This is a genomic window from Flavonifractor hominis, from assembly GCF_040095835.1.
GTDB classification, from domain to species: Bacteria; Bacillota; Clostridia; order Oscillospirales; family Oscillospiraceae; genus Flavonifractor; species Flavonifractor hominis.
Map to the genome: position 1 here is coordinate 284,897 of NZ_JBBMFT010000001.1, position 13,080 is coordinate 297,976.

The 13,080-nt window shown below is 53.1% G+C and carries 14 protein-coding genes; all 14 read right to left on the reverse strand.

Translation table 11 applies throughout. The features are described 5' to 3' along the window. Positions 1-10: 10 nt before the first annotated feature. The 14 genes from WMO45_RS01470 to WMO45_RS01535 all read right to left on the reverse strand — a co-directional run bounded on the left by WMO45_RS01470 (position 11) and on the right by WMO45_RS01535 (position 13,040). Positions 11-1,258, reverse strand: a complete 1,248-nt coding sequence (locus WMO45_RS01470; RefSeq protein ID WP_349138871.1) for a CdaR family protein — start codon at positions 1,256-1,258, stop codon at positions 11-13. After that, positions 1,239-2,126: a diadenylate cyclase CdaA gene (gene cdaA, locus WMO45_RS01475; protein ID WP_349138872.1), complete on the reverse strand. Its 888-nt coding sequence runs from the start codon at positions 2,124-2,126 to the stop codon at positions 1,239-1,241. The genes WMO45_RS01470 and cdaA overlap by 20 nt, the downstream gene beginning before the upstream one ends. Before the next feature lie 182 nt (positions 2,127-2,308). After that, positions 2,309-3,430: an aminotransferase class V-fold PLP-dependent enzyme gene (locus tag WMO45_RS01480; protein ID WP_349138873.1), complete on the reverse strand. Its 1,122-nt coding sequence runs from the start codon at positions 3,428-3,430 to the stop codon at positions 2,309-2,311. Further along, entirely contained in the window at positions 3,427-3,681 is a 255-nt protein-coding gene (locus WMO45_RS01485; RefSeq protein ID WP_349138874.1) for a putative Se/S carrier protein, read from the reverse strand. The genes WMO45_RS01480 and WMO45_RS01485 overlap by 4 nt, the downstream gene beginning before the upstream one ends. A gap of 52 nt (positions 3,682-3,733) precedes the next feature. Beyond that, positions 3,734-4,207, reverse strand: a complete 474-nt coding sequence (gene ispF, locus WMO45_RS01490; RefSeq protein ID WP_349138875.1) for a 2-C-methyl-D-erythritol 2,4-cyclodiphosphate synthase — start codon at positions 4,205-4,207, stop codon at positions 3,734-3,736. Continuing rightward, positions 4,204-4,938: a 2-C-methyl-D-erythritol 4-phosphate cytidylyltransferase gene (ispD, locus tag WMO45_RS01495; RefSeq protein ID WP_349138876.1), complete on the reverse strand. Its 735-nt coding sequence runs from the start codon at positions 4,936-4,938 to the stop codon at positions 4,204-4,206. The genes ispF and ispD overlap by 4 nt, the downstream gene beginning before the upstream one ends. 62 nt (positions 4,939-5,000) lie before the next feature. Beyond that, positions 5,001-5,477 carry a CarD family transcriptional regulator gene (locus WMO45_RS01500; RefSeq protein WP_349138877.1) on the reverse strand — a complete coding sequence of 159 codons (477 nt, stop codon included), beginning with the start codon at positions 5,475-5,477 and terminating at the stop codon, positions 5,001-5,003. 173 nt (positions 5,478-5,650) lie between these two features. Then, on the reverse strand, positions 5,651-7,603 hold the full coding sequence (locus tag WMO45_RS01505; RefSeq protein ID WP_349138878.1) for a bifunctional 4-hydroxy-3-methylbut-2-enyl diphosphate reductase/30S ribosomal protein S1: 1,953 nt from the start codon (positions 7,601-7,603) through the stop codon (positions 5,651-5,653). Then, positions 7,600-8,214, reverse strand: a complete 615-nt coding sequence (locus WMO45_RS01510) for a lysophospholipid acyltransferase family protein (RefSeq protein ID WP_349138879.1) — start codon at positions 8,212-8,214, stop codon at positions 7,600-7,602. The genes WMO45_RS01505 and WMO45_RS01510 overlap by 4 nt, the downstream gene beginning before the upstream one ends. Next, positions 8,211-8,888, reverse strand: a complete 678-nt coding sequence (gene cmk / locus WMO45_RS01515) for a (d)CMP kinase (RefSeq protein WP_349138880.1) — start codon at positions 8,886-8,888, stop codon at positions 8,211-8,213. Before cmk ends, WMO45_RS01510 begins: the two co-directional genes overlap by 4 nt. Further along, complete coding sequence (locus tag WMO45_RS01520; protein ID WP_349138881.1) at positions 8,885-10,138, reverse strand: BaiN/RdsA family NAD(P)/FAD-dependent oxidoreductase; 1,254 nt, start codon at positions 10,136-10,138, stop codon at positions 8,885-8,887. Before WMO45_RS01520 ends, cmk begins: the two co-directional genes overlap by 4 nt. Then, positions 10,135-11,004 carry a MurR/RpiR family transcriptional regulator gene (locus WMO45_RS01525; RefSeq protein ID WP_349138882.1) on the reverse strand — a complete coding sequence of 290 codons (870 nt, stop codon included), beginning with the start codon at positions 11,002-11,004 and terminating at the stop codon, positions 10,135-10,137. Before WMO45_RS01525 ends, WMO45_RS01520 begins: the two co-directional genes overlap by 4 nt. Positions 11,005-11,133: 129 nt before the next feature. Further along, positions 11,134-11,826 (reverse strand): pseudouridine synthase, encoded by a 693-nt coding sequence (locus tag WMO45_RS01530; RefSeq protein WP_349138883.1) that lies wholly within the window; start codon positions 11,824-11,826, stop codon positions 11,134-11,136. Between the two features lie 59 nt (positions 11,827-11,885). After that, on the reverse strand, positions 11,886-13,040 hold the full coding sequence (locus WMO45_RS01535) for a D-alanyl-D-alanine carboxypeptidase family protein (protein WP_349138884.1): 1,155 nt from the start codon (positions 13,038-13,040) through the stop codon (positions 11,886-11,888). Positions 13,041-13,080: the final 40 nt, after the last annotated feature.

Sequence of the window (13,080 nt, forward strand, 5' to 3'; positions counted from 1 at the left end):
AAAATCCATATCAGCGCGAGATAGAAACTACGATTTTGTAATCTCCAACTACGCCGACTTCACTGCTGCCGTCCAGATAGACCTTAACTGGTACGGTCTGGTTACCGGTAGCCATGGTAACATCAGAAAGATCTGCCACGATTCGAAGCTGCGACGGAATAACAGAGTCTACAGCTTCCTCTGTGCCGCGGATCTGGACGCTAAGAGTCTTAGTCACAGTATCCGCTGTGTAGCCATCTGGAACATTAATGAGGTCAATGTCGCTTACTTCCAACGTGCGAACAGCCAGATCCTTGATGGTAACAGTGACAGTAGCTTCCGTAATTCCGCTGACATTCGTCAGTTCTGGAGAGAGTTGAATCGTTTTTTGGAAAGTATCGGTCCCAAAAATCTTATACAATTCAATGCTCCCAAGCTTGACTTCCTTCAGGCCTTCCAAATCCTCTTCACTACCCGAAACAGTAATGGTTTCCGGCTCGATGGTTACATCTACCTGCGTATCGATATCAGTAACACCGCCACCGGGGACCAGCTCGACGGTAAGAGGAACTTCTTTCAGCTTGACCACTGGTAAAGTGACCAAGACGGTCTCCGGGTCGGTCTCTATCCCTTCTGCGGCAATCACTTCTCCATTGAAGCCAACCAGTGTATAGGGCGTGTCTTTGCTATAGGTCTCAGACAGATCGGTTTGGGAGACGGTTACCCGGGCATAGTCTACCTGATTTACCAGCTCTTCCGGACCGCTGATGGTTACGGTCTGAGGCGCCAAAGAGAAATCTCCGACTTGATAACCATCAACCACGCTGCCAGTAAATTCGGCCTGAACCTCAATTTCCTTCTGAACCCAGCGGGAGACAGTAAATTCGATCCGTTCCGGGGTTGTATACAACAGCTCCAGAGAATCGGAGGAGACCGATCGTGGGAAGTTGATCTTTTGTCCCATTACGCTCAGACTGTATTCACCGGCTTCCGTAATGTTGGATACATCTACCGTAATGCTGCTTTCCCCCTGAAGAAGATTGGAAATGACATCCCTACGTGCCCGGACAAAAAAGCTAACACTCTGTTCCGAACCATCAGAAAGCATCAATCCCCGCTCTTCCAGTTTTTCCAGACCGCTAAACTCTACCGGTATGTCGTTGATTTTATCCGTGGTAATAGGATTGGCTTCTTTTCCCACATAGACCCATAGAATAAAGGCCAACAGGAGAGAAACAGCCACATAAAACCATTTGCTGTCAGTCAGTTTTTTTGGCATCCCTCTTCTCCCCCTTTCCAGTGCGGAGCAAATTGCTCAGCTTGAATTTTGGGGCGGTATCTTCGTCTTCCTGCTCCGGAAGCAATTCATTGCGCAGCAGCCGCTCCAGTGTCTCGGGTGCCAGATGGCGCTTTAGCATACCGCCTACCGCCACGGAGATGGAACCGGTCTCCTCCGAGACGATGGCCACCACGGCATCGGTATGCTCGCTGGCCCCAATGCCAGCCCGGTGGCGCATACCAAGTTCCCGGGATAAGTTCACATTCCCAGACATAGGAAGCATACATCCGGCGCCTACGATGCGTCCGGCACGCACAATGACTGCACCGTCATGCAGCGGCGCCTTGTTCCAAAAGATGTTTTTCAGAAGTTCTGCATTTACGGTACAATCCAGTGCGGTGCCGGTCTTGATAGCATCATCCAGCATATTTTTACGTTCAAAAACCATGAGCGCACCTGTCTTTGTTTTGGACAGAGAAGTATATGCCTCCACGGTTTGTGTAATGGCACTGTCCAGTTCATTGCGCTCTTCCTCATGGGTGAAGACTTTGCCGATATTGGTGCGGCCTATCTGCTCCAACAGGCGGCGGATCTCCGGCTGAAACAGAATCACCAGCGCCAATACGCCCCATTCGACTACTTTGCCCAGTAGGAAGCTGACTGTGTTCAACTTGAAAATGCTAGCAGCTCCCATGGCAATCAAAAACAGTAGAATCCCTTTGGCTACACCGCCGGAATTCGTACGCCGGATCAGTTTGATGACCTGGTAAATCACAAAGGCCATGATCAGAATGTCAATCAGGTCAGTAATTCCGAATGGAGTCACCATTCCCTTGAGAAGCCCCAGCAAATAAAGGATTCCTTCCATTTCCTCTCGTCTCCCGCTTGCCGGTATTTCCGGATATGAAATTAAAATTCAGGCAAATGCCATTTTTTTAACCAATTTATTATACTGTATTCCAGGTCCGTTGACAAGTGGATGGAAAATCAATTTTCTGTGAACAACGGCCAGATAAAAGCAGCGGCATGGCCGATACCATGCCGCTGCTTTTATCTGATACGAAGCTGCTTTATAGCTTGGACCAAGCGTTCCGTCTCGCTGTGCGTATTGAAATCGGAGAAGCTTACCCGGACCGTGCCACATTCCAATGTGCCGGCGGAGCGGTGGGCCAGTGGAGCACAGTGGAGTCCGGAACGGACGGCAATGCCCTGTTTCCCCAAGGCCTCCCCTATCATCTCACAGTCTATCCCTTCCATCGTGAAGGAAAGTACTCCTGCCTGCGCCTCCGGCCGGACTGCCTGATAGACTGTGACACCAGGGATATGGGACATGTATCGTCCAGCGGCTGCTGCCAATGCGCGCTCCCGGGCCAAGATGGCGCCTGTTCCTCTGGTACGCACGTAGCGAATCCCTTCCAACAACCCAGCAATCCCGGGGACATTATGGGTTCCCGCCTCCAGACGATCGGGCAGAAAGTCCGGCATATCCTGCCGGGCGGATAAGCTTCCGGTCCCGCCGTAGAGCAATGGGACGGTATCTGTGCCGCATAACAGCAGGCCGGTTCCCTGTGGACCATAAAGGCCTTTGTGCCCAGGCATAGCAATAAATGCTGCGTGCAACTGCTTCATCCCTATGGGAATACAGCCAGCAGACTGAGATGCATCCAGAATAAAAGGTATGTTCTGCTCTTGGCAGAGTTTGGCGATTGCTTCCACAGGCAGAATAAAACCGAATACGTTTGAAACGTGGTTACAGATGACCGCCTTTACATCCGGTGTGAGCTGCCGTGCAAACGCTTCCAATACGGATGCCTGATCAAACAGAGTACCTTGAGCGATGCGGATCTCGGCACCGATGGCATGCAGAGGCCGAGTCACCGCGTTGTGCTCCCAGCCGGAGATTACAACCGGGTCTCCTGGCCCGACCAACGAACGGATAGCGATATTCAGGGCGTGTGTGGCATTAAACGTGAATACCACTTGTTCCGGGTCGTCGACCTGGAAGAGTGCTCCGGCCTCCTGGCGGCAGCGAAAAGCCAGTTCTGCACCCAGCATGGCGGGGCGATGGCCACCACGGCCCGGACTGGCGGCGTGATGGATGGCAGAACAGACCGCCCGGGCAACTGCAGGCGGTTTTTGCAGTGTGGTGGCAGCGCAGTCCAGATAAATCATAGTAGCACCTCTTTGTAGCTACCATCACCAGACATGATATAGATCCGTTTCGGTGTAAGCCCCACTCGGCCCAGTACCAGCAGGGCGTTCGCCAGGTTGCGCTCGGAAACCTTAACGGAATGGCTACACCCCTCGCGGTCGATCCCTTTAGGCGAGCGGAGAATGTGTGCCGTGATACCAGCCCGTTCCAGCACGGCAGCCGTCCGCTGAGCATAAGTCAGGGACCGGCAGACGATCAGATAATAGACCATAGCAAAACGCTCCTCTCACAACAGCATATGTGGGAGAGGAGCGTTTGGTTTCTTATTTCTGTTCCAACAGACAGACTGCGTGGGCGGCAATGCCTTCGCCACTGCCGGTAAAGCCGAGACCTTCCTCGGTGGTGGCTTTCACATTTATCTGTCCCGGTGTGATTCCAAGATGCATGGCCAACTGTTCCCGCATGGCGGGAATGTGTGGGGCCAGCTTAGGACGTTGAGCTAAAATAGTGGTATCCATATTAACGATCTGATACCCAGTCGAACGTAGATGTACCATGACCACATCCAACAGTTCCAGGCTGTTTGCCCCCTCATAAGCCGGATCGCTGTCCGGGAACAACCTGCCGATATCGCCCATTCCGGCGGCACCCAAGAGAGCATCCATGACGGCGTGAGTAAGCACATCCGCATCGGAATGCCCCAGCAGGCCCTTTTCATACGGAATCTCTATTCCGCCCAGAATCAACTTGCGCCCTTCTACCAAGCGGTGTACATCATATCCATGTCCGATTCTCATTCGTTCTCCCTCCAAGCCAGAAGTGCCTCTGCAACTGCCATGTCTTCCGGAGTAGTGATTTTAAGATTGCAGTAGTCTCCCTGTGTCAGGGCAACCCCGATCCCGAGCCGTTCTACTGCTGAACAGTCGTCGGTTAGGGTAACGCCGTCTTCCAGTGCTTTAGCCAGAGCTGCACGAATAAGGGAGCGTTCGAAAACCTGCGGTGTCTGGATGGCAAACAGCTCACTGCGTTCCAGGGTGGCATCAACAAGACCGGCGTGAGATCGCTTTATGGTATCTTTCACCGGCACTGCTGGCGCAGCCGCACCACATTCCGAAGCACGCAGGATGGCCGCGGCTAGTACTGCCTGACTAACCAATGGACGAGCACCGTCGTGGATGGCGACTAGAGGAATATTCTCGTCCACTTCGCGCACGCCAGCCAGCACCGAATGGGTGCGGGTAGCGCCGCCTGTAATTACGCGACTTACCTTGCTCAGACCGCAGTCCCGGCACAATTGCCCCACCGGAACGATCAGGTCTTCACGAGTCACCACAATAATCTGTGTAATATATGTACATTGGTCCAATGCCCGCAAAGTATGGACCAGGACTGGCTGCTCGGCCAGTGGAAGAAGAATCTTATCTTGGCCCTTCATGCGGGATGAGCTGCCCGCTGCTGGTACCACAGCGGCGCAGCGGATTACATCCTCAGATTTGGAGTGGACCAGCCGTTTAAACAGTCCAAGCATCCGTACATTCCTCCTCTGCAAAAAAGGAGCCTCACGGCTCCTTTCTGCTACATAATATCTTATTAGGCCAACGCGGTGTTTATGCGGGCCTCTACATCTTCATAACTGGCATTTTGGGAGAGAACGATTTCAGAAATCAAAATCTGTTTAGCAGAATGGAGCATCTTCCGCTCCCCGGTAGATAGCCCGCGTTCCTCATCCCGCAGCATCAGGCCCTTAACAACCCGTGCTACTTCCAGAAGATCCCCACTCTTCAGGCGGAGCATATTTTCACGATAACGTCGGTTCCAGTTCGGCGTCATGTCCACTTCAATACCTGGCATCGCAGCGATAATCCGATCGGCTTCCTCCCCTGGAATTACAGGGCGAACACCAATTTCTTCGCTGTTTTCCGTTGGAATCATGACAAGCATGCCACCCACCGGCAGTTTCAGAATATAATATTCCCGTACGACGCCATTGACTTTCTTCTGCACAATGCTGTCAATCACACCAGCACCGTGCATCGGATGAACGATTTTATCGCCTACCCGAAACACGATCTCACCTCCCAGCAAAACATTCCAGTCTGTATAGACTCATTTTCTCCTACTATTCTGTATTATAGACACTTTTTTTGCTCTTTGCAAGTGAATTTGTGTTTTCTTTTTGTAAAATAAGAAAAAGCAACGCTGTTTTTCTTAAAAACAGCGTTGCTTTTTTAGAGAAATGATTACTCTTCGTTGACGTCGTCGCTGACATCCTCGTCCGGAGTGCCCTCCAACAGAGCACGAATGGACAGAGAAACTTTCTTATTGTCATAGTCGATGTCCGTAATCTTGACATCTACCATCTGACCCTCGCTCAGCACATCGCCGGGCTTGTCGATACGGTGATCCGCAATCTGGGAGATGTGGATCAGACCGTCCACACCGGGAACGATCTCGGCAAAGGCGCCAAAGGTCATCAGCTTGACCACACGCACATTGGCTACATCACCGGGCTGATACTTGCCGGTGAACACCGCCCAGGGATCCTGGCTGTGATCCTTCATGCCCAGAGAAATCTTCTTCTTCTCACGGTCGAAGGAGATAACATAAACCTCCACCGTGTCGCCCACGGAGACGACCTCGGAGGGGTGCTTGATCCGGGACCAGGACAGCTCGGAGATATGGACCATGCCGTCCACGCCGCCGATGTCAACGAAAGCGCCGTAAGAGGTCAGGCTCTTCACGGTACCGGTATAGCGCTTGTTTTCCTCGATGTTGGCCCAGACCTCAGCGGCCTTGGCGGCACGCTCCTCGGCCTCCACAGCGCGGATGGAACCCACCACGCGGCGACGGGCACGGTTTACCTCGGTGATGCGCAGGCGAACCTTCTGCTTGAGCAGCTGGCTCATCGGGGTCTCGCGGGGCAGACCAGTCTGGGAAGCGGGAACAAACACGCGCACGCCCTTAATGGACACAACAACGCCGCCCTTATTCTCCTCGGTCACGACACCCTCAACGGTGGTGTGCTCTTCCTTGGCCTGCTCGATATCATCCCAGCTCTTCACAGTGTCAAGGCGCTTCTTGGAGAGGGTCACAACGCCCTCCTGGTCGTTCACGCGCATGACATAGGTTTCGATCTCGTCGCCGACCTTTACCAGGTCCTCAACTTTGGCCGTAGGGTCGTCGGTCAGTTCGGACACCGGTATGTAACCGGCGTGCTTGGTTCCGAGATCCACATAGATCTCAGTCGGCGTAATCCCAGTGACGACGCCCGTAACCTTCTCCCCTGTATTCAAAGTTTTGATCGACTTCTCCAGCATTTCAGCAAAGGATTCCTCGATCTCAATGTTTTCATCGCTCATTTTGTCATAGACCTCCTTTATAATCCACTCAGGCGTGGACGCGCCCGCAGTGATTCCAATAGAAGCCTTCCGACACAGGTTGGAAGGTTCCAGCTCCGCCGCCCGTTCGATCCAAACAACCATGGGACAGAGCGCCCCGCATAATTCCGCCAGCCGTTTGGTGTTAGAACTCTCCCGTCCGCCGATGACGACCACAGCATCGGATCGGGCGGCCAGAGCCTGCGCCTCAGATTGACGTTTACACGTAGCATTACATATTGTATCAAAAATTTTTAAGTTTGTACACACTTTTTTTGCTTTTTCTACGCACGAATCCCAAATAAAACGGGTGGAAGTGGTTTGAGAGACCATTGTCAGCGGCATTTGGCATCGTTCAGGCGCTTCCTCCAGCCAGTTGGTCAGATCGGTCTCTCCGGACAAAATGACCGGATGACGGCACCAGCCAGCGATGGCCGTTACCTCCGGATGTGTGGGTGTACCCACGATGAGAACTTGCCGCCCTTCCTCCTCTGCCTGCACGGCCAACTGATGGATTCGGGAGACGTTGGGACAAGTTGCGTCGATAACCGTGCACGTTCGTTTTGCCAGAGCTTCATGGATGGCCCGGGCTTCTCCATGGGAGCGGATCAATACGCCGCTTCCCTCTGGTACCTCCTCTGGTGAGTGGACCAGTCCAATACCCTTGCGCTCCAGATACTCGATCACGTCACGGTTATGGATGATGGGGCCCAACATGACACAGGGACGTCCGGTTTCCGCTTCTACTTCCGCCATATGGACCGCCCGGCGGACCCCGTAGCAGAAGCCTGCGGATTTAGCCAGTTCCAGCTTCATCGTCCGGCCTGAGGCTTCAATGCCTCGATGCGGCGCATCAGATCGTCCGCTACAGCATGATAATCCTCCGGTGTTGGTTTGCGTCCCTCTGGGGCGGCAGGATAATAAGCCTCTCCAAATACCACCTGGTTCCAACGAAACCACCGTTTCTCAGCAGGGATATAAATTGGAACAATGGGTACTCCCGTGCGCAGCGCCAACATGGCAGCTCCTGTTTTTGCATCCCCAAACTCTCCGGATTGATGCCGAGTCCCTTCCGGAAACATGAGAAGCAACTCCCCTGCCTTCAGGTACTTCATAGCGGTTTTAATGGCACCGATGTCTGCTTTTCCCCGCTTGACACCAAAAATACCGCCATGCTTAAGGATCCATCCAAGAATAGGCCAGTGCATGATCTCTTCCTTGGCCATAACATGGATCTGGTAGGGCCAGCCCATGGCATAGGCTACAAACAAGGGGTCATTGGTTCGAGTATGATTGGCGCATAGAAGTGCTCCACTTTGAGGCAAATTTTGACGGTTAATACACTTTGTAGGCATTAACAGTCGAAAAACGGGCCAGATGACAATGTAAGCCAGAACGTAGACAATATTTTTCTTTCTTTTCTTCATGCCTGCAGACGCTCCTTTATGATTTCCAGCAAAAGAGCAAGGCTCTCTTCCAGCGCGTTTCCCGTAGTATCCACCAACAACGCATCTTCTGCCTGACGCAGTGGCGCAGCGGCACGATTGATATCCTGTTCGTCCCGCTGAATTACATCGTGAAGCACGGTATCATAATCTGTCTGCTGTCCACGCTGCACCAGCTCTTCAAAGCGTCGGCGAGCCCGATCCTCTGGAGAGGCAGTAAGGAAAATTTTCACGTCAGCCTGAGGGAGAACCACGGTCCCAATGTCCCGGCCATCCATGATGACATCATGTTCTCTAGCCAGTTCTCGCTGGCGATCCAGCAAGAAGGCACGTACGGCCGGAATGGCCGAAACGCCGGAGGCATATCCCGAAATAACATGTTCCCGGATGGCGTCGGTCACGTCCTCACCGTCCAGGTACATATGCTGAAGCCCGTCAGGGGCGTATTTCATCTCAATATGCAGTCCGTCCAGCAGGGCTGTCACACCTGCTGTGTCCTTTGGGTCTACGCCGGCACGATAGGCCCGCAGACCGACTGTACGATAGATAGCACCGGTGTCCACATAGAGATAGCCCAGTTTCTGGGCCAACAGTTTGGCCAGAGTGGACTTCCCCGCTCCGGAAGGGCCGTCCACCGCAATGCTTTTATGACTCATTCTCCCCCGCTCCCTTCTGCTGTCTGCTGTGCTGCCGCCTTACCGGCCGCCCAACCGGTAGACCAGGCAATCTGAAGATTAAAGCCACCGGTATAGGCGTCTACATCCAGCACCTCGCCGGCAAAATAGACCCCGGGCAGCTTCTTGGACTGCATAGTGGTGGGATTTACCTCAGCGGTTTTGATACCGCCGGAGGTCACGATGGCTTCCTCTACCGGACGCGGCCCTTTGATATCGATGCGCAGGCATTTGAGAAGCTCCAACAAGCGACGGCGTTGGGCCTTGGTGATGGAGTGGACTTTTGCATCCCCGGGGATCCCACTTAGCGCTCCAATTACCGGAACCATCAGCCGGGGCAGCAGCCCCTCCAACACATTATGAAAGTCTCGGTTGGCATTTTCTTCAAAATCCCGCAGCAGACGCTTATCCAGCTTTTCCTCATCCAGTGCCGGTTTCAGGTCCAGATTGATATAATAATGCTCTTGCTCGAAATCCCGCATATGGGCGCTGGCACTCAGAATCAGTGGACCAGACAGTCCAAAATGGGTAAACAATAACTCGCCCTGCTCGGCAAAAATGGTCTTTTTCTTCTGGTTTCGTACCTGGATAGCCACATTGCGCAGAGAGAGTCCCTGCATTTTAGCACAGAATTCCTGTTCGGCAACCAAGGGAATCAGGCTGGGCTTGGCTGGCAGTACGGTATGTCCAATCGCCTGTGCCAGACGGTATCCGTCTCCAGTGGAACCGGTCAGCGGATAAGAGACACCACCAGTGGCAATGATGACTGCTTTACAGCTATAGTGTCCATGCTCTCCTTCCACACCGGTCACTGAATCCCCACTGTAACACAGGGAGAGCGCCCGGTCCTGTACGATGTGTACCCCAGATTTCCGTAATGCTCTCAGTAATGCATCAATGATGTCCGAGGCATGGTCCGACTGAGGAAATACCCGGTTCCCACGTTCTGTCTTTAGGGGAACACCCTGCGCCTGGAAGAATGTTTTTACTTCCTCCGGTGGGAAACGGGTAACTGAGCTGGTCAAAAAACGGCTGTTATGGGGGACATTACGCAGTACCTCCTCCACAGTGCAGTCGTTGCAGACATTGCACCGGCCCTTTCCGGTGATGTAAAGCTTACGTCCCAGTTTCTGGTTGCGCTCCAGCAGCGTAACAGAAGCGCCTGACTGTGCAGCGGAAAAGGCGGCCATACAGCCGGCCGCCCCTCCGCCGATCACAACGATATCACTCACAATTCTTCTTCCACTTTCTCATAAACTTCATATTCATCCCAAATCTGTTCCAGTGTCTCAAATGTCTTGGACAGATCATCGTTCTTTTTCCGCCCGATCGCCACAATCAACGCATTGATCAGACTTAAAGGAGCCACCAGAGAATCCACAAAAGACGCCATATCACTCTTGGCCAACATGGTCAGGGTAGAGACCGAAGCCAAAGGTGAGGTTTTGCTGTCCGTGATGGCAATAGCGGCGGCACCTCGGTCAAAGGCAAACTGCATGGCCTTCACTGTGCGTCGGGAATAGCGCGGAAAGCTGATCCCGATGATCACATCATCCGGTCCGATGCGCAGCAACTGTTCAAACACCTCACTGGTGGAAGTGGCATGTACCACCGTGACATTGTCAAAAATCAAATTAAAATAGAATCCAAGGAAACTGGAGAGAGCTGCAGCGGAACGTACACCAAGGATGTAGATATGACGGGCCGATACGATGGCGTTTACCGCCTGGTCAAATTGTTCCCGGTCGGTCTCTTCCAATGTCATATGGATTTTATCCATGTCGGACTGCATCACCATGGACAAAATATCTTGATTGCCAATACGGTCGTTGGAGACCTCAATGCGCTGGATGGAAGTGAGTTTGTTGCGGATCATCTCCTGCAGTGCTTTCTGCATGGCCGGATAACCCTCATAGCCCAGTTCTGCAGCAAAACGTACTACAGTAGACTCGCTGACATTGACAGTTCGCCCAAGACGGCTGGCTGTCATAAAAGCTGCTTTATCGTACGATTCCAAAATGAAATGGGCAATCAGCTTTTGCCCTTTGGAAAATGTACTCATATTGCCCTGAATTAAGGACAAGATATCCTTTGACATAGCCAATGACCTCCCGGTATCCTGCCTGTTGGGGGTGGATACGGTATGTGAATAAAATTATGATAACGGGAATCCTCCCGAATTGCAATGATTTTTTGCAAGCTGCGCCTGTTATCCTGCAAAATACCATTATTTGTACAACATCTGCACTTCATCGGAATTGAGGTATCGCCAATGGCCCCTTGGAAGCGTTCCCAGTGTAAGGGAGCCTTCACGCACCCGCTGAAGACGTTTTACCTTCAGACCAGCGGCAGCGCACATCCGCCGGACTTGACGGTTACGCCCCTCATGGATGACTACCGACAGTTGGTCAGTACCCAGCAGTTCCACGCGGGCAGGGTGCAGCGGTACGCCATCCAATTTCATCGGGCCGCGCAGGATAGGCAGGGCGGCAGGCATATCTCCCTCAACCCAGACGTGATACTCCTTCTCAACTTCGTGGCTTGGGTGCAGCAGTTTTTGCGTCAGGGTTCCATCGTCCGTCAGCAACAATAATCCCTCTGAGTCTAAGTCCAGCCGACCTACCGGCCATACTCGTGCCCCGCAGTCTTTGATCAGGTCGGCCACCGTACGCCGTCCCTTTTCATCCGACAGAGTAGTCACATATCCTCTTGGCTTATGAAGCATAAGATAAGTACGTTCCACTGGCTTTTTCAACAGCTTTCCGTCCAGACGGATATCATCCCGCTCCAGGTCTGCCTTGTCTCCCAGCTGGGCTGCGTGGCCGTTAACTGTGACGCGTCCCTGTTCCAAATAATGTTCCGCTGTCCTTCTGGAGGCAATTCCGCAGGCGGAGAGGATTTTCTGCAGGCGCTCTTCCACATACACCCGCTCCTTTCATACATAAGCGGAAGCGGCATATCGCCGCTTCCGCCTTATTTTCATGTCACACTGCTCAAAGAGTATAGGAAAGCAGCCGGAGACTGCTGTGCGGCCGGTCTGCCGCAGAGAAAATCCAACACCCGGTCAAACAAACCGCGTCCCGCCTGATCATTGCTTACATCAGAGGAATAAAGCAGCTGGGTTTCCCCCACTACCATGCCGTTGAGTGTAAAGACCATCCGGCCGGCGCTTTCGCCCGCTGACACCGGCGCCTCTACCGCCTCTGGCAATATAAACTCTACCTGTACCCGCTCTCCTTCTGCCAGAGGATACCAGACATCGGAGGACGTGCGTACGCGGACAAAACGGTTGAGACCTCCAGTTACAGGTACTGTCTGGACCTCACGATCCGCCAAGGCCAGCATGGTCTGGGGATAAGCAGAAAAGCCGTAGTCAAACAGTGCTGCGTGATCGGTCCAGTCATCCGGATCGTTCAGGGTAACAGCAATGAGCAGTTGTCCGTCCCGCTCTGCACAGGAGACCAGAGTGCGGCCCGCTTCATTTGTATAGCCGGTTTTGAGCCCCCGGCACCCTTCATAGCGCCAGAGAAGTTTGTTGTGGTTGGTGAAGCTGCGCCCGGCAATGGAGATGGATTTAGTCCCCACGATCCGTGCCAGCGTTTCGTTCTGCAGGACCACCCGTGCCAAAGTAGCCATATCGGCTGCGGTGGAATAATGACCCTCGGCGCTCAGTCCATTGGGATTTTGAAAATGGGTGTGTTCCATTCCAAGTTCAGATGCCCGTTCATTCATCCAGGTTACGAAGGTATCCACATCCCCCGCGCAAAAACCGGCTATTGCAACGGCAGCATCATTGCCAGAAGCCAGCAGCAGACCATAGAGTAAGCTCTCCAGAGTGAGTTCCTCTCCTGCGCGCAGATACATGGAGGAACCTTCAGCACCTGTCCACTCCGCCCGGATGGTAACCATATCGGACAGTGTCGGATGGGATTCGACCGCTACCAGGGCTGTCATCAGCTTGGTGATACTGGCAATAGGGCGCTCCTGCTGAGCATCTTTGGCATAGAGTACCCTCCCGCTCGCACCATCCACCAGGATAGCCGAGGCTGCGGAGAGGTTAGGACCTGCCGCTTGGGCGTACGGCAGTCCTCCGCACAGGATAAGACACAATACAATAGCCAGGATTCGCTTCAAACGGCATCACCTCAGGATAAACGGATGCCGCTAGTATGCC